Consider the following 26,121-nt stretch of genomic DNA (forward strand, 5'->3'; position numbering starts at 1 on the left):
CGGGGCGCCCGGGCTCAAGCGGGGATGTCGTGGCCCGAGTAGGGTCCCTGCATCGGCTTGCTATGCGTTCGGCTTCAATCCGGCACGCGGTCAGTAGTCCCAGAAGACCGGCACCCAGCGGAAGGTGTCGCCGGCGGCCGCCACCCGGCCGACGGACGGGAACGGCAGGTGGGTGGCCACCAGCAGCTCGCCGGTCCCCGCCAGCTCCTGCAGCAGGCGGGTCCGGACGCGGGCCGCCTCCTCCGGGTCGTGCTCGAAGCCGTTGTACCAGTCGGGGTGGTCGAACCCGACCGCGAACACGAGGTCCCCGGCGAAGGTCAGCCGGTCGCCGCCCGCCGCCACGCGGACCACGCAGTGCCCGGGGGTGTGGCCGCCGGTGCGATGGGCGACCACCCCCGGCGCCACCTCCTGCTTCTCCTCGAAGGTCCGCAGATGGCTGCGGTACAGCTCCATGAACCGCTTGGCGGCCGACCGCAGCGCGTCCGGGAAGCCCGGCGGCATGGCGACGTGGGAGAAATCGGGCGCCTCCCAGAACTCGACCTCGGCGGCCGACACATGGATCCGCAGCTCCGGGCGCAGCCGGTCCTTCACCCCGTCGACGAGCAGCCCGCCGACATGGTCCATATGCATGTGGGTCAGCACCAGATCGGTCACGGAGGCGAGATCGATGCCGGCCGCCTCCAGCCGCTTGATCAGCTGCCCGGCCCGTGGCAGGTGCAGGTCCGGGTCGAACCCCAGCCCGGCGTCGACCAGGATGGTCTGGTCGCCGCTGCGCACCACGACCACGTTCAGCGCCCAGTCGAACGCGTCCGGCGGCAGGAACATGTCCTTCAGCCAGGCCGCCCGGACGGCCGGGTCGACGTTGTGGGCCAGCATCGCGGTCGGCAGTGGCAGCACCCCGTCGCTGACCACCAGCACGTCGATCTCGCCGACCTGCACCGCGTAGCGGGACGGAACCAACTCTTCGGGCCCCTTCGGAACGGGGTGCGGGATGCTGTCCGGGCTCATCTTTCTCTCCTGGCTGATCGCCTTGCACGGCTTCGACGACGCTACGTCGAGGCGTGCTCGCGATCGATTGGGTCGAGGGAGAGGACGAGCCATACCAGGGGATAGGTCCCCGTCCGCCTGAAAGGCCGGATCAGGGCTGCCGGCTGGCCGCGGTCATGATGCCGGCCGGATCAGGGCCCTTGTCCGCCGGCATGAAGCCCGGGCAAAGATCGGTACCGCGCCGCCATCGCCTCGTCGAAGCAGCAGAAGATCACGCGCCGCACCGCCGGCACCTGCGGCAGCATCTCCTGCACCGTGCCGACGGCGATGCCGGCGGCGCGGTCGGGCGGGAAGCGGTAGATGCCGGTGCTGATCGCCGGGAAGGCGATGCCGGCGCAGCCATTCTCCTGGGCCAGGCGCAGCGCCGAACGGTAGCAGCCGGCGAGGAGGCCGTCCTCGCCCTGGCCGCCGCCGCGCCAGACCGGGCCGACGCAATGGATCACGTGCCGCGCCGGCAGCCGGTAGCCTCGTGTGATGCGGGCCTCGCCGGTCGGGCAGCGGCCCAGCGTCCGGCATTCGGCGAAAAGCTCGGGCCCCGCGGCGCGGTGGATGGCGCCGTCGACGCCGCCCCCGCCCAGCAGGCTTTCATTCGCCGCGTTGACGATCGCGTCGATCTCCAGCCGGGTGATGTCCCCGACCGTGACCTCCAGCGATGCCGTCATGGCGCGGCGTCCATCAGTTTACTCCGCGGCGCTCTTCTTCTCGGCCTTGGCGCGCTCGATGCCGTCGACGATCATCTCCGCCGCCCGCTGCGGGCCGTCCCAGCCGAGGATGCGGACCCACTTGCCCTTCTCCAGGTCCTTGTAGTGGGCGAAGAAATGGGCGATCTGGTCGCGCAGGATCTCCTGCAGGTCCTCGTAGCTCTGCACCTTGTTGTAGTAGGGGTGGAGCTTCGACACCGGCACCGCCAGGATCTTCTCGTCCTGGCCGGCCTCGTCCTCCATCAGCAGCACGCCGACCGGGCGGGCGCGCAGCACGGCGCCGGGCATCACCGGCTCGCGGCCGACGACGATGACGTCGACCGGGGCGCCGTCGCCCGACAGGGTGTGCGGGGTGAAGCCGTAATTGCCCGGATAGGCCATCGCGGTGTGCAGGAAGCGGTCGGCGAACATCGCGCCCGATTCCTTGTCGAGCTCGTACTTCACCGGCACCCCGCCCATGGGGTTCTCGATGATGACGTTGACGTCGAAGGGCGGGTTCACCCCGACCGCGATCTTGCTGATGTCCATGTCGGCCCTGGTCTGTGGTCCTGAGGGTTCCGGGCGCGGACCATAATGCGGACCGAGCCCGGCGGCTAGTGCCGAGCCATTCCCTCCCCGCGACTCGCCCCGTCGTTTTTGTGCGGTGCAGCAGCGATCTTACGCGGAAGCGGCGCCGCATCAAGGCCGCGCGGCCGTCGCCCCGCCCTGGCGCCGGCGCCGCGGCTCTCGCCCTAGCGGTGCTGCGCCAGGGCGTCGTAGGCGGCCAGCGCCGCCGCGGTGACGATCTCGTTCACCGTGGCGCCCATCTGCACCACCTGCGCCGGCTTCTGCAGCCCGCACAGCAGCGGACCGATCAGCGAGGCGCCGGCCAGCTTCTGGATCATCTTGGCGCCGATATTGGCCGCGTTCAGCGCCGGCATGATCAGCAGGTTGGCCGGGCCGGACAGGCGGGCGAAGGGGTACAGCCGCTTCATCAGCGCATAGTCCAGCGCGACTTCGGCGGTCATCTCGCCATCGTATTCGAAATCGACCCCGCCGGCCTTGGCGCGGGCGTCCATGATCGTCACCGCGTCGCGGATGCGCTGGGTGAACTCGCGCATCGGCTGGCCGAAATTGGGGGAGGAGACGAAGGCCAGGCGCGGCTCGTGGCCCAGCGCCCGGGCCTTGGCCGCGGCCTGCAGGGCGATGTCGACCAGGAGCTCCGGGTCCGGCCGCTCATGCACCGTGGTGTCGGCGATCAGCACCGTGCCTCCGCGCACCGTCAGCATCGACAGGCCGAAGGGCACATGCTCCGGCGCCGGGTCGATGACCCGGGTGATCTCCTCGAAGCAGGTGGTGAAGTTGCGGGTCAGGCCGGTGACCATGGCGTCGGCGTCGCCATGCGCGACCATGCAGGCGGCGAAGATGTTGCGGCCCTGGTTGACCATGCGGGCCACGTCGCGCTGCAGCAGCCCCTGGCGCTGCAGCCGGCCGTAGACGAAGTCGATGTAGCGCTCGTTGTGCCGCGACAGCCGGGCGTTGTGGATCTCCAGCTCCGCCACGGTCGCCTCGGGCAGGCCGATCCGGGCCATGGTCTCGCGCACCCGCTCCTCGCGGCCGATCAGGATCGGCGTGCCGTAGCCCTGGGCGCGGAAGGCGATGGCGGCGCGGATCGTGCGCTCCTCCTCGCCCTCGGCGAAGACCACGCGGGTCTCGGCCGACGCCACCTTGTCGAAGATCAGCTGCAGCTTGTCCGCGGTCGGGTCCAGGCGGCGGCGCAGGCTCTGGCGGTAGGCGGCGACGTCGGTGATCGGCTTGCGGGCGACTCCCGATTCGATCGCCGCCTCGGCCACCGCCAGCGGGATCTCCTCGATCAGCCGCGGGTCGAACGGCACCGGGATGATGTAGTCGGGGCCGTAGCGCAGCCGGCGGCCGGAATAGGCGCTGTCGACCTCGTCCGGCACGTCCTGCCGCGCGAGGCGGGCCAAAGCGTGGGCCGCGGCCAGCTTCATCGCCTCGTTGATGGTGCGGGCGCGGACGTCCAGCGCCCCGCGGAAGATGTAGGGGAAGCCGAGGACGTTGTTGATCTGGTTCGGATAGTCCGACCGCCCGGTGGCGATGATGGCGTCCGGCCGCACCGCCTTGACCTCGTCCGGCGCGATCTCGGGGTCGGGGTTGGCCAGGGCGAAGACGATCGGCTTGTCGGCCATCGACCGCACCATCTCCTGGGTCATCGCGCCCTTGACCGACAGGCCGATGAACACGTCGGCGCCCTTGACCGCCTCGGCCAGGGTCCGGTGCGGCGTGTCGACGGCATGCGCCGCCTTCCACTGGTTCATGCCCTCGGTGCGGCCCTGCCAGACCACGCCCTTGCTGTCGCACAGGATGATGTTCTGCGCCGGCACGCCCAGCGACTTGAACAGCTCGACGCAGGCGATGGCGGCGGCGCCGGCGCCGTTCAGCACCATGCGCACGTCGCCGATGGCGCGGCCGGTCAGCTCCAGCGCATTGATCAGCCCGGCCGCGGCGATGATCGCCGTGCCGTGCTGGTCGTCGTGGAACACCGGGATGTCCAGGAGCTCGCGCAGCCGCGCCTCGATCACGAAGCAGTCCGGCGCCTTGATGTCCTCGAGGTTGATGCCGCCGAAGGACGGGCCCAGGAAGCGCACGCAGTTGACGAATTCGTCGACGTCCCGGGTGTCGACCTCGAGGTCGAAGCCGTCGACATCGGCGAAGCGCTTGAACAGGACGGCCTTGCCTTCCATCACCGGCTTGCTGGCCAGGGCGCCGAGGTCGCCCAGCCCCAGCACCGCGGTGCCGTTCGAGATCACGGCGACGACATTGCCCTTGGCCGTGTAGTCGTAGGCCGTGGCCGGGTCGGCATGGATCCTCAGGCACGGCGCGGCGACGCCCGGGGAATAGGCCAGCGACAGGTCGCGCTGGGTGGTCAGCGGCTTGGTCGCGCTGATCTCCAGCTTGCCGGGGCGGCCCTGGGCGTGCAGGGCGAGGGCATCGTCGTCGAGCGAGGTCTTAGTCATTTCTTATCCGGCGGCGCGGCGGGACGGGCCGAGTAATGGACCCTTCGGCGGGAGGGACCGTCAAGCCCATTGCGGCCCGGCCCGTCCGACTGTGGCTTCGATGCAACGCCGCGCCATCTTCGCGCGGCCCCTTGAAAAGCCGCTTGCGCAGCGCAGCGGCGATCCCGTACTCCTTGGGGCCACTCCAATTCCAGGGAGGATCGTGCAATGACCTTCGCTTATAACCTCCGCGGCATGGCCGCCTGAGCGTCTGCACGATCAGTTCTCGTCGACTCACGACCTGACATTTTCCCTGCGCTGACCTGATCGCTGCCGACCCGCCGGACGCCCCTCACGGGCCGCTCCGACGACTCTGCATCCGATCGTCCCTTCAACCGTCCACCCCATTCCGCCCGGCATCCCGCCGTGCGGATTCGCCCCGTCCGACCCCCATCGGCTTGCCCCTTGGCGGCAGGACGGTCTTCCCACCTCCAGACCTGTTGGAGATCATCATGCACATCTCGACCGAGAAGCGTGCCTTCCGTCCGTCCCTGTCGCTCGTCGTCGTCGCCTTTGCGGAGCTGGGCCGCGTCCTCGTGACGCCGCGCCGAAAACCCCGCGATGCCGACTCGCTGAGCGAGCATCTGAAACGCGACGTCGGGTTACGATCTTGATACGGCAGCGGGGCGGGGCCTCCGGGCGCCGCTCCGCCGCTTCCCATCCATAGATCGACCGCCGTCCCCGGCCTCGGGCCGGGCGCGCGACTGCATGGCCGCCGCCCAGGGCCGCGAGGCATCCGACGTGGATAGGACTATAATCATGTACGCATATCGTGCGCCGCCCCAGCCGGCCGCGCCGGCGGTGCGGCTCGTCCCCCTGGTCACGGCGCAGGACCGGGCCGTGTTCGGCTCGCTCCGGGTCGCGCCGGACCAGGCGGACTTCGTCGCCAGCAATGCGGACTCCATCGCCGAGGCCGACGCCTCGCCCTGGTGCGCGGCGCTCGGCGTCTGCGACGCCGCGCATGGCGGGCCGGTCGGCTTCGTCATGCATGCGCTGGACCCCGACGACGGCCATCGCTGGATCTACCGGCTGATGATCGACGCCCGCTACCAGGGCCGCGGCTTCGGCCGTTCCGCCCTGCGGGCGACGCTCGCCATCACGGACCGGCTGCCCCGCGGCGAGCGGGTGCGGCTTGGCGTGGTGCCGGCCAACGCCGCCGCCCGCCGGCTCTACGCCTCCGAAGGCTTCGTCGAGACCGGCGAGACTTTGGGCGACGAGCTGGTGCTGCAGCGGGTCCTGCACCGAGTCGAGGCCGCCTGACCGGCGGCCTCGACCTTCCTTCCTCATGAGCCTGTTTCGCCTTCCAATCATCGTCGTTGCGAGCGCAGCGAAGCAATCCAGGGCCGTTTGGCGTGGCCCCTGGATTGCTTCGTCGGCTCCGCCTCCTCGCAATGACGGTTTGGGGAGCGAGCCAATCCCTCGCCATTGCGTCATTGCGTTCGCAATGACAGGCTTCGGTCTGATGCAGCCCTTCGTCTACATCATGGCGAACAAGCGTAACGGGACCCTCTATATCGGCGTGACGTCCAATCTCCCGCGCCGGGCGCACGAGCATCGGACGGGAGCCATCAAGGGCTTCTCCTCCCGGTATGGCTGCAGGCTTCTGGTCTGGTGCGAGCCGCACGAATCGATGCTCGACGCCATTGCGCGCGAGAAGCAGATCAAGGGCGGGTCGCGATCAGCCAAACTGGCCTGATCGAAGCCATGAATCCGACCTGGCGGGATCTCTACGACGATCTGGTCTGAATCCAGGCATCGGCGCAACCGCGTTCCGACATCGCCGCGTGCGTGCTACGGTCCGCCCTTCGCCGATCCGATCCCGCAGACCGTGTCGACAGCCTTGCCCGACAGCAGCACCCCCGCGACGACCGACAGCCCCGTCACGCCGATGATGGCGCAGTATCTGGAGGCCAAGGCGGCCCATCCGGACTGCCTGCTGTTCTTCCGCATGGGCGATTTCTACGAGATGTTCTTCGACGACGCGGTCAAGGCCGCGGCGGCGCTCGACATCGCCCTGACCAAGCGCGGCCAGCACCAGGGTGAGGACATCCCGATGGCCGGGGTGCCGGCCCACAGCCACGAGGCCTATCTGGCCCGGCTGATCCGCCAGGGCTTCCGCGTCGCGCTGTGCGACCAGACCGAGAGCCCGGAGGACGCGAAGAAGCGCTCCGGCAAGACCCTGGTGCGGCGCGAGGTGGTGCGCATCGTCACCCCCGGCACCGTCACCGAGGACGGGCTGCTCGAGCCGCGCGCGGCGAATCACCTGGTGGCGCTGGCCGATGTCGCCGGCACCCTCGCCATCGCCGCCGTCGACATCTCCTCGGGCGACCTCGTCACCGAGCCGACGTCGCCCGACCGGCTGGCCGCGGCCCTGGCCCGCTTCGACCCCAGCGAGATCCTGCTGCCCGAGCGGGTGCTGCAGAACCCGGGGCTGTTCGAGCTCCTGGGCGAATGGAAGATGCGGCTGACGCCGCAGCCCTCCGCCCGCTTCGACAGCGAGAACGGCCGCCGGCGCCTGCAGGACCTGTTCCGGGTCGGCACGCTCGACTCCTTCGGCAGCTTCGAGCGGGCCGAGGTCGCGGCCGCCGGCGCCCTGGTCGACTACATCCAGCTGACTCAGAAGGCGCTGCCGCGGCTGTCGCCGCCGCGCCGTCTGCCGCGCGGCGCGGTGATGGAGATCGACGTTGCCACTCGCCGCAACCTGGAGCTGACCCGGACGCTCTCGGGCGACCGCCGCGGCAGCCTGCTGGCCGCGATCGACCGCACCGTCACCGGCCCGGGCGCCCGGCTGCTGGCCGCCCATCTCGCGGCGCCGCTGACCGATCCCGACGCCATCGCCGAGCGGCTCGACGCCGTCCAGGCGCTGGTCGAGGACGGCCGGCTGCGCGACGACCTGCGCACGCTCCTGCGCGCCTGCCCGGATGCGGAGCGGGCGCTGACCCGGCTCGGCCTTGGCCGCGGCGGCCCGCGCGACCTGGCGGCGATCCGCGACGCGCTGCGCCAGGGCGGGCGCCTGCGCGAACGGCTCGGCGCGCCGCGCTTCCTCGACCTGCCGCCGCTCCTGTCCCGTGCCGCTTCCGAGCTGGGCGAGCACGACGCGCTGGTCGACCGGCTGACCCGGGCGCTCGCCGAGGACCTGCCGCTGCTGATCCGCGACGGCGGCTTCATCGCACCGGGCTACCTGCCGGAGTTGGACGAGGTCCGCACCCTGCGCGACGAATCCCGCCGGCTGATCGCGGCGCTGCAGCAGCGCTACGCCGACGAGACGAAGATCCCGACCCTGCGGATCCGCCACAACAACGTCATCGGCTATCACATCGAGGTCTCGGCCAACCAGGCGGACAAGCTGCTGCAGCCGCCGCATGCCGGCACCTTCATCCATCGCCAGACCATGGCCTCGGCGATGCGCTTCACCACGGTCGAGCTCAGCACGCTGGAGCGCTCGATCGCCGAGGCGGCGGACAAGGCGCTGGCGATCGAGCTGCGGCTGTTCGCCGACCTGGTGGCCGAGGTGACCGGCCGGGCCGAGGCGATCTCCGGCGCCGTTCGCGCCTTGGCCGGCTTCGACGTCGCCGCCAGCCAGGCCGAGCTGGCGGTCGAGCGCCGCTACTGCCGGCCGAAGGTCACCGGCGGCACCGGCTTCCGGATCAAGGGCGGCCGCCATCCGGTGGTCGAGATCGCCCTGGCCGAGGCCCAGGCCGGCCCCTTCGTCGGCAATGACTGCGACCTGTCCGAGGATCGCCGGCTGTGGCTGCTGACCGGCCCGAACATGGCCGGTAAGTCGACCTTCCTGCGCCAGAACGCGCTGATCGCGGTGCTGGCCCAGATGGGCGGCTTCGTGCCGGCGGAGGAGGCGGAGATCGGCGTGGTCGACCGGCTGTTCAGCCGCGTCGGCGCCGCCGACGACCTGGCCCGCGGCCATTCCACCTTCATGGTCGAGATGGTGGAGACGGCGGCGATCCTGAACCAGGCGGGCCCGCGGGCGCTGGTGATCCTCGACGAGATCGGCCGTGGCACCGCCACCTTCGACGGCCTGTCGATCGCCTGGGCCTGCGTCGAGCACCTGCACGAGACCACGCGCTGCCGCGCCCTGTTCGCCACCCACTATCACGAGCTGACGGCGCTGCAGGCGCGGCTGAAGCACCTGGCCTGCCACACCATGCGGGTCAAGGAATGGCAGGGCGACATCGTCTTCCTGCACGAGGTGGCGCCGGGCACCGCCGACCGCTCCTACGGCATCCATGTCGCCCGGCTGGCCGGGCTGCCCGCCGCCGTGGTCGGCCGGGCGCAGGAGGTGCTGGAGGCGCTGGAGCAGGGCAAGGAAGGCCGCAGCGTCGCCCGGCTGGTCGACGATCTGCCGCTGTTCTCGGCCGCCGCCGTGGCGGCCGCGCGCCCGGCCGCGGCTCCGGCCGGCCCGTCCGAGCTCGAGACCGCCCTGGCGGAGCTCGACCCCGATGCGATGACCCCGCGCGAAGCGCTCGAACGGTTGTATGCTCTGAAGGCGTTGCTCATTTAAGACAAATCATGCCCGACGAGATCGCATCGCCTCCTGGCGCCCGCCCCGGCCTTCGGGGTCGCCTCCGCCGCTTCCTGCCCTATGGCGCGACGGCTGCGGTGCCGGCCGCCGCGGCCCCGGCGGCGGCGACCTGGCACGGCGAGCGGATCGAGGCGCCGCTCGACATCGTCGACCCGGCGGTGCTGGAGCGGCGGCTGAACGAGGCGATGGTCTCGGGCGACGCCCAGGCGCAGCGGCCCGAGATCCTGGCGGCACTGCGCGAGACGCTGGCCGCCGGCCGCGCCGTGATCCGGCGCCGCTTCGTCGAGGAAGCGGGGACGGCCGATGCCTGCGTCGCCGAATCCGCCTATCTGATGGACGTGCTGATCGGGGCGCTGGCCTCGCTCACCGTGTCGCGGCTGTTCCCGGTCTCGAACCCGACGGTGGGCGAGCGCTTCGCCGTCGCCGCGGTCGGCGGCTATGGACGGGGCGAGCTGGCGCCCTTCTCCGACATCGACCTGCTGTTCCTCCTGCCCTACAAGCGCAACCCGCGGGTCGAGCAGGTGGTGGAGTATATGCTCTACCTGCTGTGGGACCTCGGGCTGAAGGTCGGGCACTCCGTGCGCTCGGTCGACGACAGCCTGCGCCTGGCCCGCACGGACACCACCATCTGCACCAGCCTGATGGAGACGCGGCTGCTGTGGGGCGAGCCGTCGCTCTACGACACGCTGCGCCGCCGCTTCGTCGAGGAGGTGGCGGCCGGCACCGGCGCCGCCTTCACCGAGGCCAAGCTGGCCGAGCGCGACGCCCGCCACCGCCGCATGGGCGACAGCCGTTACGTGCTGGAACCCAATGTGAAGGAGGGCAAGGGCGGCCTGCGCGACCTGCAGACCCTGTTCTGGATCGGCAAGTACCTGTACCAGGTCGACGGCGTCGACGGGCTGGTCGCCAAGGGCGTGCTGACGGGGGAGGAGGCGCGGCGCTTCCGCCGGTCGGAGAGCTTCCTCCTGGCGCTGCGCTGCCACCTGCACTACCTGACCGGCCGGGCCGAGGACCGCCTGACCTTCGACCTGCAGCCTGAGCTGGCGCGCGTCGCCGGCTACACCGACCATGCCGGCGCCAAGGGCGTCGAGCGGCTGATGAAGCACTACTTCCTGGTCGCCAAGGAGGTCGGCAACCTGACCCGGATCTTCTGCGCGGCGCTGGAGGCGGAAAGCCAGCGCCGGCCGAAGCGCGGCCTGGCCTTCCTGGGGTTCGCGGCACCGCTGGTCGACGGGCTGCCGCTCGACGGCGACCGCATCAGCCTGGCGGGGGAGAAGCCGCTGCGCGACCATCCGGTCGACATCATCCGACTGTTCCGGGTGGCGCAGGCGCGCGACCTCGACATCCATCCGGCGGCGCTGAAGCTGATCACCCGCAACATCGACCTGATCGCGGGGCTGCGCGACGACCCGGAGGCGAACCGCATCTTCCTCGAGATCCTGACCGCGGAGCAGGACCCCGAGATCCCGCTGCGGCGGATGAACGAGGCCGGCGTGCTGGGCCGCTTCATGCCGGATTTCGGCCGGGTCGTGGCCCAGATGCAGTACGACATGTACCACACCTACACGGTCGACGAGCACACGCTGTTCGCGCTCGGCATCCTGCACCGGATCGAGGCCGGCGAAGCGGCCGACACGCTGCCGCTGGCCACCCAGGTGATGCGCAAGACCGGGTCGCGCCGGGCGCTCTATGTCGCGCTCCTGTGCCACGACATCGCCAAGGGCCGCGGCGGCGACCATTCGGTGCTCGGCGCCCGCGTGGTGCGCAAGCTCGGCCCCCGCTTCGGCCTGACGCCGGAGGAGACCGAGACGGCGCAGTGGCTGGTGCGCTGGCACCTTCTGCTCAGCGACACCGCCTTCAAGCGCGACATCGAGGACGACAAGACGGTGCAGGACTTCGTCGCCGCGGTCGAGAGCCCGGAGCGGCTGCGCCTGCTGCTGGTCCTGACCGCGGCCGACATCAGCGCCGTCGGCCCCGGCCGCTGGACCGCCTGGAAGGCGACGCTGATGGCCGAGCTGTACCACCGGGCCGAGGAGCGGCTGTCCGGCGCCGACGAGGCGGTCGGGGTCGAGCACCGCGTCGACCAGGCCAAGGACCTGCTGCGCCAGGCGCTGGCGGACTGGCCGCCGGCCGCGGTCGAATCCTATCTCGGCAAGGCCAGCCGCGCCTACTGGCTGGCCTTCGACGGCGCCACCCAGGCGCGACACGCCCGGCTGGTGCGCGGCGCCGAGGCGGAGGGCGAGAAGCTGGCGATCGACATCCGGGTCGACCAGGAGCGCACGGTGGCCGAGCTGACCATCCACACCGCCGACCATCCCGGCCTGTTCTCGCGCCTTGCCGGGGCCATCGCCGTGTCCGGCGGCACCATCGTCGAGGCCAAGATCTTCACCTTCGCCGACGGCATGGCGCTCGACACCTTCCTGGTCCAGGACGCGGTCGAGGGCGGCGCCTTCGACGCGCCGGAGAAGCTGGCCCGGGTCCGCATCGCGATCGAGCGCAGCCTGTCCGGCGAGATGAAGATGTCGGCGGAGCTGGAGCGGCGGCACCGCAGCTATCCGCGCCTCCATTCGGTGTCGATCGCGCCGCGCGTGCTGGTCGACAACGAGGCCAGCCGCACCCATACGGTGATCGAGCTGAACGGCCGCGACCGGCCGGGCCTGCTGCACGCGGTCGGCCGGGCCCTGACCGGCCTCGGCCTGCAGATCTCCTCGGCCAAGATCTCGACCTTCGGCGCCCGGGCGGTCGACGTGTTCTACGTCAAGGACGTGTTCGGGCTGAAGGTCGAGCACGACGCCAAGCTGGCGCAGATCCGCAAGACGCTCGGCGAGGTCCTGGCCGACCCGGTGGCCAAGCCCCTGCCGGCCGCCCCCAAGCGCCGCCGCCGCGCCCGCCGGACCGCGGCATGAGCGAGCGATCTCTGCCGATAGGGCGGCGTCCGAACGGCCGTGCTGCCCTGCCGACCAGTTCCGCGCGTGGCCTCTCCCGCGTGGCGGGAGAGGTCGGACGTCCGCCAGGACGTCCGGGTGAGGGCTGGTCCAGGCCTCGACAAAACCCCCTCACCCGGAGCCGCTTCGCGTCTCCGACTTCTCCCGCAAGCGGGAGAGGCAATGTGAGCGGCTCGGCGGAGGCCGGACGATGACGACCGAACGCATCGCCGTGATCGGGCTCGGCTATGTCGGGCTGCCGGTGGCGCTGGCCTTCGCCCGGCGTTTTCCCGGCACCATCGGCTTCGACATCGACCCGGCCCGCGTCGCCGCCTTGCGCGACGGCCGTGACGTCACCGGCGAGGTCGCGGCCGCGGACCTCGCCGGCAGCGGCCTCACCGTCACCGCCGACCCGGCGGACCTCGCCGGCGCCGGCTTCTTCGTCGCCACCGTGCCGACCCCGATCGATGCCGAGCGCCGGCCGGATTTCGGGCCGCTCTTGCGCGCCTGCGAGACCATCGGCCGTGCGCTCGCCCCCGGCGCCGTGGTGGTGTTCGAATCCACCGTCTATCCCGGCGCCACCGAGGAGGTGTGCGGCCCGGCGCTCGCCCGCGCCTCCGGCCTGCGCGCCGGCGTCGACTTCGCGCTCGCCTATTCGCCGGAGCGGATCAACCCCGGCGACCGCGAGCACCGGCTGGAGCGCATCGTCAAGGTCGTGTCCGGCCAGGACGAAGCGACGCTGGAGCGGGTGGCCGCGGCCTATGGCGCCATCGTTCCGGCCGGCATTCACCGGGCGCCCTCGATCCGCGTCGCCGAGGCGGCGAAGGTGATCGAGAACACCCAGCGCGACCTCAACATCGCGCTGATGAACGAGCTGGCGATGATCTTCGACCGGCTGGGCCTGCGCACGGCCGAGGTGCTGGCGGCTGCCGGCACCAAATGGAACTTCCTCAAGTTCCAGCCCGGCCTGGTCGGCGGCCACTGCATCGGCGTCGACCCCTACTACCTGACCGCCAAGGCCGAGGCGGTGGGCTACCGGCCGGAGATGATCCTGGCCGGCCGCCGCATCAACGACCAGATGGGCGCCTTTTTGGCCGGCAAGCTGGTCAAGGTGCTGGCGCGCCAGGGCCGCACCATCCTGGGCGCCCGGGTCGGCATCCTGGGCCTGACCTTCAAGGAGAACGTGTCCGACCTGCGCAACAGCCGGGTGCCGGACATCGTGGCCGAGCTGCGCTCCTACGGCATCGAACCGATGGTGCACGACCCGCTGGCCGATCCCGAACGGGCGCGGCACGAATACGGCCTCGACCTCGCCGACCTCGACGCCTTCCGCGACCTCGACGCGCTGGTGCTGGCAGTGCCGCACCGGGCCTATCTCGACCGGCCGCGAGAGGAATTCTGGGCCTGCCTGCGCGAGGGCGGTCTGGTGATGGATGTGAAATCGGTGCTGGACCCGGCGGGCGTGCCGGCCCGCCTGGCCTATTGGAGCCTGTAGCCGGGTCCGCGGCGGTCAAAGCTCCTTCGGGATCAGCGCCTGGACGTCGGCGCCGTTGACCAGGAGCTTGCCCGACGGGTCGATCACGATCTCGTAGTCGCGCGCCGACCTTCCGTCCGGCGTCGTCGTCTGCCGGCCCAGCACCTGCAGCACGCTCAAGCCCGCCGCGGCCTGGCCGGCCTGCGGGTCGGCCTGCAGCGCCTTGACCAGCCCGTCGATGCCGGTCAGGCGCATGCGCAAGGTGCCGGTCTGGCCGAGGACGGCATCGGGATCGGTGGTGATGGCACCGCCGAAATCGAGGGCTGCGTCGGGTGCCGACAGGCGCACGGTGTCGAACAGGAAGCGCATGCGCGCCTCTCGGAACAGCCTGTCTTCGTCCTCTTCGTCGATCTGCCGGTTCGCGAAGCTGTCGGCGAAGATCTCCCAGAGCGGGAAGTCCTCCATCGAGATCTGGACGGTCATGGTGGTCGGCGTCCAGGCGTCGTAGGCCCATTTCGGGTCGGTCGCGATGCCGTCGGCATCGAGGCGGAAGGTGGCGTCCGCCCCCTCGCGCGTGAAATTCCGATAGCCGAGGCCGATGGCCAGTGAGCCGAGGCTGATCGTCACGTCGTTGCGCACGGCCCGCAACCCCTCGGCGGTCAGGGTGTTGGTGCCGGCATCGCCCAGGCCGCCGACGAGGCGGTCCTGCAGCGCGGCAACCTCCGGGCCGGCTTCGCGTCCACCGGTCTTCGCCAAGGCGACCGCGGCCTGGATCAGGCCGCGCGAATCAATCCCCGGCATGCCGGCGTCGAACAGGATGCGATCGACGGTCAGGGTGCCGGTTCCGCCGGGAAAGGGGATGGACAGGCCGGAGATCGAGAGCTTGGCGTCGGCATCCGAGCGGCCATCGGCAGCCGCCCGGGCCGTGCGGGTGAAGGCCAGCCGCTCGATCGTCGCGACGGGGGATGCCACGCCCCCGACCGTCGCCTGGTCGAGCGTGACGGTGATCTCCGTCTTTGCCGGGGCGGCGGGATCGACCGTTCCGGTGACGCGCCGGGACTTGGCGGCAATGCGGCCGACATTGTACAGGCGGCAGGACACCAGCCGGTCGGAGTCCAGGGAGAAGCGGCCGTCCGCCAGCGGCGTCGCCCGCAGCGTCTCGGCATCGCAGGCCAGGACGAAGGGGGGGCGGCGGTCGTCGAGAGCCTCGCTCAGCAGCCAGCGGAACCCCGGCGCCTCGACCCGGTAGCCGTCGCCGTCGGCGGTCACCCGCCAGTCGCTGACCGAGAAGGGCACGGGGATCTTCGGGGTGACGGCAACGATCTCGTCCAGGCTCAGCTTGCCAACCGAAGGCTGCCAGGCCTCCAGCGCGGCCTGCAGCTTCGCCGCCCCCTCCGCCGTCGCCTGGGCGCGGGCCGGGCCGCCCGCAGCCGCAAGCACCCCGATACCCAGGGCCAGACACAGACTCCACCGCATCGTGTTCCACTCCCCCGTTTCCGCCACTATGACGGTGAAAGCGGAGGCGGGTGAAGCCGGATTCAGCCCCGCACCGCGGCCCGCCAGGCGCCGGGCGGGCCGCCGAAGGCGGCGCGGAAATGCCGGGTCAGGTGGCTCGGATGGGTGAAGCCGCAGGCGGCGGCGATCTCGGCCAGCGGCCGGTCGCTTTCGGCCAGCAGCCTGCGGGCGCGGTCGAGGCGCCGGGCCAGCACATAGGCGTGCGGCGGCAGCCCGACCGAGGCCCGGAACATCCGGGCGAAGTGGAACTCCGACTGCCCGGCCGCTTCCGCCAGCCGGCCCAGCGTCAGCGGCTCGTCCAGCGCCGCCTCGACCAGCTCCAGCACCCGGCGGCGGACATGCGGGGCCAGCCCGCCATCGAGGGCCGGGGAGGGGCGGCGGCGCAGCCTGCGGCCGGCGAGATGGGCTAGCAGTTCGTGCCCGGTCTGGGTCGCTGCCAGCCGGGACGCCGCATCGCCCCAGTCCAGCCGGATCAGCCCGGCCATCAGCCGCGCCGCGTCCGGGTCGTCGAAGAAGGTGTCGTCCGGCAGCGTGGTCTCGCGGATGTCGGCGTCATGCGCGGCGGCGCCGGCCGCGGCCAGGGCGCCGCGGTCGAAGTAGAAATGCAGGAAGCGCATCGGCCGGCTCAGGATCCAGTGCGATTCATGCTCGGCCGGCAGCAGGCAGAACCGTCCGGGGCCGCCGAAGCGGCCGGGGAAGCCGATGCGCTGGGTGCCCTCGCCGCCCTCCAGATACAGGCTCAGCGTGTGGTGGCCGGGGGCGCGGTAGCCGGTGGTGTCGTGGGCGTTCCACCACTCCGCCAGGGTGAAGCCGTCGCCGATCTCGACCGTCCGCTCCAGCACCGCGCGCGACGAGGCCAGCGCCGCGGCCACGCCGTAGCGTGCCGCCAGACGCTGCAGCGGGGGCTCGCCAGGTCTCGGTCCGGGGCGGTTCATGGTCTCCGGACTCTAGACCTGCGGTCCGGCGCCGGCCAGGGGCCGGGCGGAAACTGCGCAAGGACGTGCAATCCCTTCGCCGCCGGCCGGCGCAGGATCGGGGCCGACACCCGGAACCCCGATGCCGCCATGACCGCCGCCCTTTACCTGCTCGTCGTCCTGATCTGGGGCACCACCTGGATCGCCATCCACTACCAGATCGGCCCGGTGCCGGTGGAGCTGTCGATCCTCTACCGCTTCGCGCTTGCCGCGCTGGTGATGTTCGCGCTGCTTCTGGCGACCCGCCGGCGCGAGACCCTGCGCCCGCGCGACCATCTGGTCTGCCTCGGCCAGGGGCTGGCGCTGTTCAGCGGCAACTTCCTCCTGGTCTATCATGCCTCCGCCTATGTCCCGAGCGGCCTGGTCGCCGTCGCCTTCTCCACCGGCAGCGTCTGGACCGCACTGTTCAGCCGGGTCGCGCTCGGCCAGCCGCTGAAGCCGCGCGTGCTGGCCGGCGGCGCGGTCGGTCTCGCCGGCCTCTGGCTGCTGTTCGGCATCGACCCGGCGCGGCTCGACCTCCAGATGCTCTACGGCCTCGCCCTGGCTCTGGCCGGCACCATGGGCTTCGGCGTCGGCAGCGTCCTCGCCGTGGTGCACCGGCGCCGCGGCCTGACGCCCTGGACCACCACCGCCTGGGGCATGTTCTACGGTGCGCTGATCCTGCTGGCCGTCGCGCTGGCCCAGGGCCTGCCCTGGCGCTTCGACCCGTCGCCGGCCTATGTCGGGGCGCTGCTCTACCTCGCCATCCCGGGCTCGGTGGTCGCCTTCCTGGCCTATCTGACGCTGGTCGGCCGCATCGGCGCCGACAAGGCGGCCTATTCCAGCGTGCTGTTCCCGCTGGTGGCGCTGAACATCTCCGCCGTGCTGGAAGGCTATGCCTGGACCGCGGCGGCGGTGGCCGGGGTGGCACTGGTGCTGCTCGGCAACGTCCTGGTCTTCGCGCGCCTGCCCGGCCGCCGCAACGGTACGGCGCCCGCCAGCGCCTGACGGTCAGAGGCCGCTGTCCGGGCCTGCATCCTCATACCGCGGCAGCGTCTCGTCGATCGCATGCCAGGGGATGCGGGTGCCGACCCAGGCGTGCTGGCGCGGCCGCAGCGCCGTCGGGTCGTCCAGCGTCGCCAGGGTGATGCCCATGGTCTTGCCCTCGGGCTCGAAGCCTTCGAAGGCCAGCGGCGAGCCGCAATCCGGGCAGAACCAGCGCCGCCCGATCGGCGAGGAGCGATAGCCGCGCGGCTTGCCCTTGGTCCAGCGGAAGCCCTCGAACGGCCCGGTCGCCCAGGCCACGGCCGGGGTGCCGGTGCCCTTCTGGCACATCCGGCAATGGCAGTAGTCGACTGAGGCGACCGGCCCGTCGATGCGGTAGCGCACGGCGCCGCACAGGCAGCCGCCCTCGAGCGGGAAAGAGGGGCCGCTCACGGCCGGCCGATCACCATCGGCCGCCGCGACGGGCGGCTGCGGCGCCGGCCGATCGGCAGCGGCGGCAGGATCTCCGGCGCCGTGCGGCATTCGACCGGCTGCACCGGGGGCCGGCGCTGGGCGGGGGCGAAGACGGTGAGATAGGCGTCGAGCAGATGGTGGAACATGGTCGCCTCCTGGGCTTGACCATGACTCTGCCGCTTCGCGCGCCCTGGCACAAACGCCGTTCCCTTGCAGCATCTGTAAGGAAAAGTTACAGATTAAGCCATGCGCCCGCTGCCGCCGCTCAACGCCGTCCGCGCCTTCGAGGCCGCCGCCCGCCGCGGCAGCTTCACAGCGGCGGCGGCCGAGCTCGGCGTCAGCCACGCCGCGATCAGCCGCCATGTCCGCGGGCTGGAGGCGCGGCTGGGCGTGCCGCTCTTGCTGCGCGACGGCCGTGGCTTGGCCCCGACCGAGGCCGGGCGGGCCTTCGCCGCCGTGGTCGCCGACGCCTTCGACCGGCTGTCCCAGGGCATGGTCGCGATCGCGGCCGAGGCCGGGCGCGGCCGGCTGCGCCTGTCGGTCGAGCCCGCCTTCGCCGGGCGCTGGCTGGTGCCGCGGCTCGGCGCCTTCCGCAAGCTGCATCCCGGCATCGACATCGAGCTGGACCCGACCCAGCGCCTGGCCGATTTCCGTGGCGACCGGACCGACCTGGCGATCCGCTACGGCCGCGGCGGCTGGCCCGGCCTGGCCGCCGAGAAGCTGGTGCAGGTGATGGATTATCCGGTCTGCGCCCCGGCCCTGGCGGCGACGCTGCGGACGCCGGCGGACCTGCGCGGCCAGACGCTGCTGCATGACGAAAGCGCCCAGACCTGGTCGCTGTGGCTGGCCGCGGCGGGGGTGGACGGCATCGACGCCACCCGCGGTCCGCGCTTCCTCGACGTGGCGCTGGCGCTCGACGCCGCCATGGCGGGGCAGGGCGTGGCGATGGGCGACGACGTGCTCTGCGCCCGCGACATCGCCGCCGGCCGGCTGGTGCGGCTGTTCGACGTCTCGGTGCCGCGCAGCTGGTACTGGCTGGCGATGCCGGAAGACCGCCGCCTCTCCCCCGCCGCCGGCGCGTTCCGCGCTTGGCTGCTCAGCGAGCTGCCGCTGGTGGAGGAGGGATAGGCGGCGGGCGGATCCGTTGCCGGCGGCCCATCATATGACAGGCCGGCGCTTCTTGCCGGCCGTTGTCTTCGCTATACTGACCGGCATAGGTGGGAACAGAGAATTTCGATCAGTTCATTTCAGCCGGGAGAAAAGAAATGTCCGACATCTCGCCGGAACTGCTGATGGACACGGTGCTCGGATATTTTCGCACCTCGGCCATCAAGGCGGCGATCGAGCTCGATGTGTTCACCGCCATCGCCGAGGGGGCGGGAACCGTGGCGGCGATCAGCCGGCGCACGGGCGCCGCGGAGCCTGGCATCCAGGCGCTCGCCGATTACCTGACCGTCCTGGGGTTCCTGGACAAATCCGGCGACGGCTATCGGCTGACGGCGAGCTCGGCGGCGTTTCTCGACCGCCGCTCGCCGGCGTTTCTAGGCGATTTTCACCGCTTCCTGGCCGCGCCGGAGATGCTTGGGCTGGCCCTCTCCGATCCGGCGGCCTTCGTCCGCAACGGCGGCAGCGTCGGCCTGGCCAACACGGCTCCGGAGGATCCCGTCTGGGTCAGCTTCGCCCGTTACATGGCGCCCTTCTTCGGGCCGATCGCCGAGGCGACCGCTGCCCACTTCGCCGGGCTGACGCCGGCGCCCGGCCGCATTCTCGACATCGCCGCCGGCCACGGGCTCTTCGGCATCGCCTTCGCGCGCCGGTTCCCGGCCGCCGAGGTGGTGGCGCTCGACTGGGACAACGTGCTCGGCGTGGCCCGCGAGAACGCGGCGGCCGCCGGGCTGGGCGCCCGCTACAGGACCCTGCCGGGCAGCGCCTTCGACGTCCCGTTCGGCGGGCCTTACGACATCATCCTGATGCCCAATTTCCTGCACCATTTCGACGAGGCGGCCTGCATCGGCCTGCTCGCCAAGGCGCGCGCGGCGCTGGCCCCGAGCGGGCGCGTGGCCATCGTCGAATTCGTGCCCAACGAGGACCGGGTCTCGCCGCCGATGCCGGCCATGTTCGCCTATATCATGCTGGCGACCACGCCCGGCGGCACGTCCTTCCCGCCCAGCGCCCTCCGGCGGATGCTGGCCCACGCTGGCTTCCGCGAACCGGATTTCGCACCCCTCGCGCCGTCGCCCCAGACTCTGGTCGTGGCGGAGGTCGCCTGAGTGAGTAGGTCGGGTTCGCCGAGGCGAACCCGACCTAGGGACCAGAATCACCCCCACTCCGTGTCACGAAATTCACCAGCCTTCCCGGCACCGCGACCTCCCGCACCACCTCTCGCCCCTCCAGCAATGCCGCCACCCGCGGATCGGCCCGGGCCGCGGCGATCAGTTCCCGGGCGTCCAGGCCGGCCGGGCCGCGGATGTGGTGCCTCGTCCGGCCGTCCAGCTGCACCGCATGGTCGCGGCTCTCCTCCGCGGCCAGCTCCGGGTCGAAGCCGGGCCAGGGGGCGTGGGCCAGGCTGTCCGGATGGCCCAGCTTGCTCCACAGCTCCTCGGCGATGTGCGGGGCGAAGGGGGCCAGCAGCAGCACGAAATCCTGCACCACCGCGCGCGGCCGCGGGTCGGCCGCCGCCAGCGCCCTGGCCAGCTGCATCAGCCGGGCGATGGCGGTGTTGCAGCGCAGCGCCTCGATGTCGGCGGTGACCGCCGCGACCGTGGCGTGGCGCAGCCGCAGCAGCGCGGCCATCGGCTCCACCTCCCGCACCGCCGGGCTCAGCAGGTCATCGGTGCCGCAGACGATCCGCCAGGTCCGGTCCAGGAATCGGCGGATGCCGGCCACCCCGTCGGTCCGCCAGGGCTTCGCCGCCTCCAGCGGGCCCAGGAACATCTCGTACAGCCGCAGCGCGTCGGCGCCGTGCTCGGCCACCACCGAATCCGGGTTGACTACGTTGAAGCGCGACTTCGACATCTTCTCGGCCTGCCGCACCAGCGGCACGGACCCGGCATAATAGCCGCCGTCGCGCTCCTCCACCGCCGCCGCCTCGTAGTAGCGGCCGGCGGCGTCGCGGTAGGACGGCGCCAGGATCATCCCCTGGTTGACCAGCCGCCGGAACGGCTCAGGCGTCGAGACCACGCCGATGTCGAACAGCACCTTGTGCCAGAACCGGGCGTACAGCAGGTGCAGCACGCCGTGCTCCGCCCCGCCGACATACAGGTCGACCGGCAGCCAGTACCGCTCGGCCTCGCGGCCGACGATCGCGCGGTCGTTGTGCGGGTCCAGGAAGCGCAGATAGTACCAGCAGCTGCCGGCCCATTGCGGCATGGTATCGGTCTCGCGCCGGGCCGGGATGTCCGTGCCGGGCACGGTGGTCTCGACCCAGCCCCTCGCGCGGGCCAGAGGCGGCTCGCCGCCCGGCGCCGGGGCATAGTCGTCCAGCTCCGGCGGCAGCAGCGGCAGGCTGTCTTCCGGCAGCGGCACCGCCGATCCGTCGGCCAGGTGCAGCATCGGGATCGGCTCGCCCCAGTAGCGCTGGCGCGAGAACAGCCAGTCGCGCAGCCGGTACGTGACCCGGCGCGTGCCGTCCGGCGCCACCGTCTCCGCCCGGCCGATCCAGTTGCGCTGCAGCGCCTTGATGCCCTCCGGCCAGTCCAGCCCGTCCAGGTCGGCCAGCAGCCGGTCGGCATAGGCGGTGATGCGCAGCATCCATTGCCGCATCGGCCGCTGCACCACCGGGTCGCCGGTCTCGATGTAGCGGCCGTCCTTCACCTCTTCGTTCGCCAGCACCGTGTTCTGGGCCGGGCACCAGTTCACGGTGGCCTCGGCCCGGTAGGCCAGGCCGCGCTCGACCAGCTTCAGGAAGATCCACTGCGTCCAGCGGACAAAGCCGGGATCGGTGGTCGCCAGCTCGCGCTCCCAGTCGTAGGAGAAGCCCAGCCGCTTCACCTGGCGGCGGAAGGTCTCGATGTTGCGCCTTGTGGTCACCGCCGGGTGGATGCCGGTGCGCATGGCGTAGCGCTCGGCCGGCAGGCCGTAGGCGTCCCAGCCCATCGGGTGCAGCACGTTGAACCCGGCCATGCGCTTGTACCGGCAGATGATGTCGGTGGCGGTATAACCCTCCGGGTGGCCGACATGCAGCCCGGCGCCGGAGGGGTAGGGGAACATGTCCAGCGCGTAGAACTTCGGCTTCCCCGGGTCGATCTCCGCCCGGAAGCTGCGGTGCCGGTCCCAATAATTCTGCCATTTCGGCTCGATCGCCTGCGGATCGTACGCCATCCGTGCCTCCTTGCCCGCGTGTGGGAGAGAGCTACGGCCGCCGGCGGACCCTCCGCCGGCGGCCGCCGGGAAGTCGGAGATGGAAGGGGATGGTCATGGGACGGGATCGCAGCGCGAGGGGGACGAAGACCGGGCACACGGGCCCGGCCGGCTCAGAAGGCCGGGGTGCGAAGTCGTCCCGGGGCGGCGCGCTTGGTCGTCATGGAGACCAGCATGACGGATTCCGGCCGGATCGCCAATCCCTGTTGACCCGGCCCCTGGGGCCGCTCCGATAAGAGGGGCGGTCAACCCGTCATGAGGTGAGTCCGTGAACGCCCGCTTCCTGAACGCCTCCGAAGCCGCCCGGCGGCTCGGCGTGTCCGCCAAGGCCCTCCGGCTCTACGAGCAGCGCGGCCTGCTGGTCCCGGTCCGCAGCGCGGCCGGATGGCGGGCCTATGGCCCTGACGAGATGCGCCGCGCCGGCGAGATCGCCGCTCTGCGCGCGCTCGGCTTCAGCCTGGCGCAGGTGGCGCGGGTGCTGCAGGGCGACCCACAGGGGCTGGAGCCGGCGCTGGCCGCACACCAGGAGGCGCTCGAGGGCCGCCTGCGCCAGATCGCCGGCACGATCGAACGGGTGCATGGCCTGCGCGAGGGCCTCGCCCGCGGCCGGGCGCCGACCGCCGGCGAGTTGGCGCGGCTGGTGCCCGGGGCCTGGCCCCCTGGGCCCGGCATCGCCTTCGACCTGCCCTGGCCCTGGGGCGGCGAGCGGTTCGAGCTCGGGCCGCTCCGGCCGCTGACCTACATCGTCGGCCCGCTCGGCAGCGGCAAGACCCGCTTGGCGCTGCGCCTGGCCCAGGCGCTGCCCGGCGCCGCCTTCCTCGGCCTCGACCGGGTGGCGCTGGACGGCGCCGCGGCCGGCGCCTGGCTCGACGCCCGGCCGCTGCGGCAGCGAGGCCTGTCGGGGGAGGCGGTCGCCGCGGTCCGCGCCCGGCTCGACGCCGACCCGGATCTCCGCGCCCGTGTCGACCGCGCCCTGGCGTGGCTGGTCGAGGACGGCGCCGCCGTCTCGGACGCGCTGGTCGCCCTCCTCGCCGGGCTGGAGGCCGAAGGGCCGGCCGCGCTGGTGGTCGACCTGGTCGAGCAGGGGCTGGACCAGGCGACGCAGGAGGCGCTGGTCGCCCATCTGCGCCGCCGCGGCCCCGACAGCCGGCCCCTTCTTCTGATGACCCGCTCCTGCGCCATCCTGGACCTGGCGGCGGTCGGGCCGGATGAGGCGATCCTGCTCTGCCCGGCCAATCACAGCCCGCCGAGCACCGTCGCGCCCTGGCCCGGCGCGCCCGGCTACGAGGCCGTCGCCACTTGCCTGGCCACGCCGGACGCGCGCGAGCGGCTCAGCCGAGGGCCCGGTCCGTCGTCGTCTTGATCGGCGACGGCACCGAGGCGACGGTGGCGGCCGGCACGGCGTTCTGCGCCACCGGCGCCTGCCGCACCGTCTCGCGGTGCAGGATGTAGAGGCCGCTGGCGACGACGATGCCGCAGCCGATCAGCATGGTCGGGTCCGGCACGTCGCGCCACAGCAGGTAGCCGGAGACCACGCCCCAGATCATCTGGCTGTACTGGAACGGCGCCACCACCGCGGCCGGCGCCTGGCGGTAGGCGTTGGTGACGAAGAGATAGGCGGTGCCGCCCAGCACGCCGCCGATGGCGATCGCCAGCAGCTCGTGCAGCGCCGGCACCACCCCGCCGAAGGCCAGGATCATCAGCCCGGTGACGATCGCCGTGGTCGAATTGGCGTAGAAGCCGAAGGAGATCCGGTTCTCGCTGGCGATGAAGCGGCGCAGCAGCAGGAAGCCCAGCGCGTTGACGACGGCGGAGAACAGCGCCCCCAGCACCGCCGGGTTGGCCATGCCGGCGCCCGGCCGCAGCATCACCATGACGCCGATGAAGCCGACCCCGACCGCGGTCCAGCGCCGCCAGCCGACGGATTCGCCCAGGATCGGCACCGACAGGGCGGTGATCAGCAGGGGCGCGCAGAACAGCACGGCGTAGACGTCGGCGATCGGCATCTTCGCATAGGCGTGGAAGCAGGTGAAGGACCCCGCCAGCCCCATCGCCGACCGGGTCGCATGCAGCCACAGCCGCTTGGTCCGCAGCTGGCCGATGCCGCCGGTCATCTGGGCATAGGCCAGCATCGGCAGCAGGCCGAAGGCGGAATTGAAGAAGATCACCTGGTACAGGGGAAAGCCCGCGGAGACCCATTTCACCGCGGTGTCCATGCAGGTGTAGAGGGCGAAGCCGAGACAGGCGAAACCGATGCCCGCGGCGACGGAGGCGCGGGGCTGGGCGAGCGTGACGGTCATGGTGGCGGCGGCCGGCGTAGAGCGGCCTCGAGGCCGCGACCGCTACCTTACGACCGCCGAATCGGCCGCGCCATTGCGCGCCGCGCATCGCCTGCCTTCGATTCGTGCAGGACTGGATGCCCAAGTTTTGCCGTCATTACCCTTGGCGGCGGGTGGGTGATGATGAGGGAACCACTTTACTGTCATGCCCGGGCTTGACCCGGGCATCCAGAGATGTCGATGCCGCCCTGGTAGCCCCTGGATTGCCGGGTCAAGCCCGGCAATGACAGAAGGGAAGGGACCGCAAGCCTCTACCGCCCCGCCGTCAATCCAAGCGTCGCGCGCGGCACAAGCATGTAGGCCCGGCCCTCGGCGTTCATGGCGCTGGCCATATCGCCGGCGGCATGGCCCTCGCCCCAGTACAGGTCGCCGCGGATCGGGCCGCGGATGGCGCCGCCGATGTCCTGGGCCAGCACCAGCCGCCGCAGCGTCCGGTTCGGCACCGTCGGGTCGTCCTCGATGTCGAGCCAGATCGGCGTGCCCAGCGAGATGTAGTCGCGGTCGACCGCCAGGCTGCGCCCCGCCGTCAGCGGCACGTCATGGGCGCCGATCACGTCCTCGGCCGCCTTCTCGCGGAAATAGACGTAGCTCGGGTTCTGGTTCATCAGCCACTGCGCCCGGTCGGGATTGGCGATCATCCAACTGCGGATGTAGCCCATCGACATCTCGTCCAGCGTGGCGATGCCGGCATCGACCAGAACCCGGCCGACCGCCCTGTAGCGCTGGCCGTTCTGGCCGTCGAACTTCAGGCCGATGACCGTGCCGTCGTCCAGCCGCACCTTGCCGGAGCCCTGGATCTCCAGGAAGAAGGCGTCGATCGGGTCGTCGACCCAGGCGATCTCGTAGCCGCGGCCCTCCAGCGCGCCGCGGGCGATCTCGGCCCGGCTGCGGCGCCGGTCCCGATCGCTCGACGGCGTGCGGTACAGCGGCGTCTGGTAGGCGCCGCGGCGCACCCGGCTGCCGTTCAGCTCCGGCGCGAAATAGCCGGTGAAGCGGCCGTACTGGCCGCCGTCGAAGCCGGTCAGGGCCACCGGGGTGAACCAGGTCTCGAAGAACTGCCGGGCCTGGGCCTCGTCGCGGCCGGTCAGGCGGTGGGCGGCGTCGCAGATCGGCGTCCAGTCCTCGACCGGCCCGTCGATGCCGTTGTAGTTCAGCCGCGTCCCCGGCGGCTTGGCGGCATAGACGCTGCAGGTGTTCCAGACGGCGGGCAGGGCGGCGGCGACGTCGTCCTCCCGCCAGCCCGGCAGGTGCTGGAAATCGGTGGCCATGCCGCCGGTGCCGCCGCCCTTGGGCGGCCGGGCGGGGCCGGCGCAGCCGGCCAGGATCAGCCCAAGCAGTGCAGCCAGGGCCGCGACCCGCGAGACGGGGCGCATCTACGCGGCGCCCCCGTCCGGATCCTGGTCGTCCCCGTCATCGGGGCCGTCGATGCGATGCCCCTCGTGCCGGCGCGCTTCGCGCTCGGCCGTGTCGGCATCGCGCCGCTTCTCCGCCCCGGTGCGGCCGAAGCGGACGCGGTTCTCCTGCGCCTGCGCTTCCTTCCCGGCGCGGGCCTTCGCCTTGCGCGCCTGCCGCAGATTGATGACCTCGCCCATCGTCCGCATCCCTCCGTGCCGCCGAGACTAGCCGAAACCGCGGCGGGGGATAAGGTCGCTGTGGCGCACGGCACCGGTGTTTTGTCTCATACTGATTTGTATTGTGATTCCGGTGCTCTATTTCCGATCATGCGCCCGAGTCGTGCCGCCAGTCGCAACCCCGGAC

At 71.7% G+C, this 26,121-nt stretch carries 22 protein-coding genes; 10 read left to right on the top strand and 12 right to left on the bottom strand.

What is annotated here, in order from left to right; translation table 11 throughout:
- Window positions 1-90: 90 nt before the first annotated feature.
- From LG391_RS10735 to LG391_RS10750, 4 genes are all read right to left on the bottom strand, one after another.
- Window positions 91-1,008, bottom strand: coding sequence for an MBL fold metallo-hydrolase (locus LG391_RS10735; protein ID WP_225768010.1), 918 nt, complete (start codon window positions 1,006-1,008; stop codon window positions 91-93).
- A gap of 170 nt (window positions 1,009-1,178) precedes the next feature.
- A complete protein-coding gene (locus LG391_RS10740; RefSeq protein ID WP_225768011.1) occupies window positions 1,179-1,709 on the bottom strand; it encodes an O-acetyl-ADP-ribose deacetylase in 531 nt (176 codons plus the stop codon).
- A gap of 18 nt (window positions 1,710-1,727) precedes the next feature.
- Window positions 1,728-2,276, bottom strand: coding sequence for an inorganic diphosphatase (ppa, locus tag LG391_RS10745; protein WP_225768012.1), 549 nt, complete (start codon window positions 2,274-2,276; stop codon window positions 1,728-1,730).
- 203 nt (window positions 2,277-2,479) lie between these two features.
- The gene (locus LG391_RS10750; protein WP_225768013.1) at window positions 2,480-4,765 is read right to left on the bottom strand and encodes an NADP-dependent malic enzyme; all 2,286 of its coding nucleotides are present in this window, start codon (window positions 4,763-4,765) and stop codon (window positions 2,480-2,482) included.
- A gap of 491 nt (window positions 4,766-5,256) precedes the next feature.
- On the opposite strand from LG391_RS10750, the gene LG391_RS10755 reads away from it, so the two are divergent.
- From LG391_RS10755 to LG391_RS10780, 6 genes are all read left to right on the top strand, one after another.
- A complete protein-coding gene (locus LG391_RS10755) occupies window positions 5,257-5,418 on the top strand; it encodes a hypothetical protein (RefSeq protein WP_225768014.1) in 162 nt (53 codons plus the stop codon).
- A 145-nt stretch (window positions 5,419-5,563) separates the two neighbouring features.
- A complete protein-coding gene (locus LG391_RS10760) occupies window positions 5,564-6,064 on the top strand; it encodes an N-acetyltransferase (RefSeq protein ID WP_225768015.1) in 501 nt (166 codons plus the stop codon).
- A 202-nt stretch (window positions 6,065-6,266) separates the two neighbouring features.
- On the top strand, window positions 6,267-6,500 hold the full coding sequence (locus LG391_RS10765; protein WP_225768016.1) for a GIY-YIG nuclease family protein: 234 nt from the start codon (window positions 6,267-6,269) through the stop codon (window positions 6,498-6,500).
- Window positions 6,501-6,692: 192 nt separating this feature from the next.
- Window positions 6,693-9,320, top strand: coding sequence for a DNA mismatch repair protein MutS (gene mutS, locus LG391_RS10770; RefSeq protein WP_225769336.1), 2,628 nt, complete (start codon window positions 6,693-6,695; stop codon window positions 9,318-9,320).
- Between the two features lie 8 nt (window positions 9,321-9,328).
- The gene (locus tag LG391_RS10775) at window positions 9,329-12,247 is read left to right on the top strand and encodes a [protein-PII] uridylyltransferase (protein ID WP_225768017.1); all 2,919 of its coding nucleotides are present in this window, start codon (window positions 9,329-9,331) and stop codon (window positions 12,245-12,247) included.
- A gap of 229 nt (window positions 12,248-12,476) precedes the next feature.
- Window positions 12,477-13,760: a nucleotide sugar dehydrogenase gene (locus tag LG391_RS10780; RefSeq protein ID WP_225768018.1), complete on the top strand. Its 1,284-nt coding sequence runs from the start codon at window positions 12,477-12,479 to the stop codon at window positions 13,758-13,760.
- Window positions 13,761-13,775: 15 nt separating this feature from the next.
- On the opposite strand, the gene LG391_RS10785 is transcribed toward LG391_RS10780, so the two are convergent.
- Complete coding sequence (locus LG391_RS10785; RefSeq protein WP_225768019.1) at window positions 13,776-15,215, bottom strand: hypothetical protein; 1,440 nt, start codon at window positions 15,213-15,215, stop codon at window positions 13,776-13,778.
- A gap of 62 nt (window positions 15,216-15,277) precedes the next feature.
- Window positions 15,278-16,189, bottom strand: a complete 912-nt coding sequence (locus LG391_RS10790; RefSeq protein WP_225768020.1) for a helix-turn-helix domain-containing protein — start codon at window positions 16,187-16,189, stop codon at window positions 15,278-15,280.
- Between the two features lie 129 nt (window positions 16,190-16,318).
- On the opposite strand from LG391_RS10790, the gene LG391_RS10795 reads away from it, so the two are divergent.
- Window positions 16,319-17,215: a DMT family transporter gene (locus LG391_RS10795; RefSeq protein ID WP_225768021.1), complete on the top strand. Its 897-nt coding sequence runs from the start codon at window positions 16,319-16,321 to the stop codon at window positions 17,213-17,215.
- Between the two features lie 3 nt (window positions 17,216-17,218).
- On the opposite strand, the gene LG391_RS10800 is transcribed toward LG391_RS10795, so the two are convergent.
- Together LG391_RS10800 and LG391_RS10805 are read right to left on the bottom strand one after the other, a co-directional pair.
- The gene (locus tag LG391_RS10800; RefSeq protein WP_225768022.1) at window positions 17,219-17,644 is read right to left on the bottom strand and encodes a GFA family protein; all 426 of its coding nucleotides are present in this window, start codon (window positions 17,642-17,644) and stop codon (window positions 17,219-17,221) included.
- The gene (locus tag LG391_RS10805) at window positions 17,641-17,811 is read right to left on the bottom strand and encodes a hypothetical protein (RefSeq protein WP_225768023.1); all 171 of its coding nucleotides are present in this window, start codon (window positions 17,809-17,811) and stop codon (window positions 17,641-17,643) included. The genes LG391_RS10800 and LG391_RS10805 overlap by 4 nt, the downstream gene beginning before the upstream one ends.
- A 100-nt stretch (window positions 17,812-17,911) precedes the next feature.
- Here LG391_RS10805 and gcvA point away from each other — a divergent pair, with 100 nt between their 5' ends.
- Both gcvA and LG391_RS10815 read left to right on the top strand, forming a co-directional pair.
- On the top strand, window positions 17,912-18,793 hold the full coding sequence (gene gcvA / locus LG391_RS10810) for a transcriptional regulator GcvA (RefSeq protein ID WP_225768024.1): 882 nt from the start codon (window positions 17,912-17,914) through the stop codon (window positions 18,791-18,793).
- Between the two features lie 137 nt (window positions 18,794-18,930).
- On the top strand, window positions 18,931-19,935 hold the full coding sequence (locus tag LG391_RS10815) for a class I SAM-dependent methyltransferase (protein ID WP_225768025.1): 1,005 nt from the start codon (window positions 18,931-18,933) through the stop codon (window positions 19,933-19,935).
- A gap of 34 nt (window positions 19,936-19,969) precedes the next feature.
- Here LG391_RS10815 and LG391_RS10825 read toward each other — a convergent pair whose 3' ends face one another.
- A complete protein-coding gene (locus LG391_RS10825; RefSeq protein ID WP_374200740.1) occupies window positions 19,970-21,985 on the bottom strand; it encodes a class I tRNA ligase family protein in 2,016 nt (671 codons plus the stop codon).
- 307 nt (window positions 21,986-22,292) lie between these two features.
- Between LG391_RS10825 and LG391_RS10830 the strand changes: the two genes are divergently transcribed.
- Window positions 22,293-23,387 (top strand): MerR family transcriptional regulator, encoded by a 1,095-nt coding sequence (locus LG391_RS10830; protein WP_225768026.1) that lies wholly within the window; start codon window positions 22,293-22,295, stop codon window positions 23,385-23,387.
- Here the strand turns inward: LG391_RS10830 and LG391_RS10835 are convergent.
- From LG391_RS10835 to LG391_RS10845, 3 genes are all read right to left on the bottom strand, one after another.
- The gene (locus LG391_RS10835) at window positions 23,356-24,324 is read right to left on the bottom strand and encodes a DMT family transporter (RefSeq protein ID WP_225768027.1); all 969 of its coding nucleotides are present in this window, start codon (window positions 24,322-24,324) and stop codon (window positions 23,356-23,358) included. The two genes, LG391_RS10830 and LG391_RS10835, sit on opposite strands and share 32 nt — an antisense overlap.
- Before the next feature lie 290 nt (window positions 24,325-24,614).
- A complete protein-coding gene (locus LG391_RS10840; protein ID WP_225768028.1) occupies window positions 24,615-25,736 on the bottom strand; it encodes a murein transglycosylase A in 1,122 nt (373 codons plus the stop codon).
- Window positions 25,737-25,955 (bottom strand): DUF4169 family protein, encoded by a 219-nt coding sequence (locus tag LG391_RS10845; protein ID WP_225768029.1) that lies wholly within the window; start codon window positions 25,953-25,955, stop codon window positions 25,737-25,739.
- Window positions 25,956-26,121: the final 166 nt, after the last annotated feature.

Origin of the sequence: Inquilinus sp. Marseille-Q2685 (genome assembly GCF_916619195.1) — a bacterium.
Classification (GTDB): Bacteria; Pseudomonadota; Alphaproteobacteria; order DSM-16000; family Inquilinaceae; genus Inquilinus.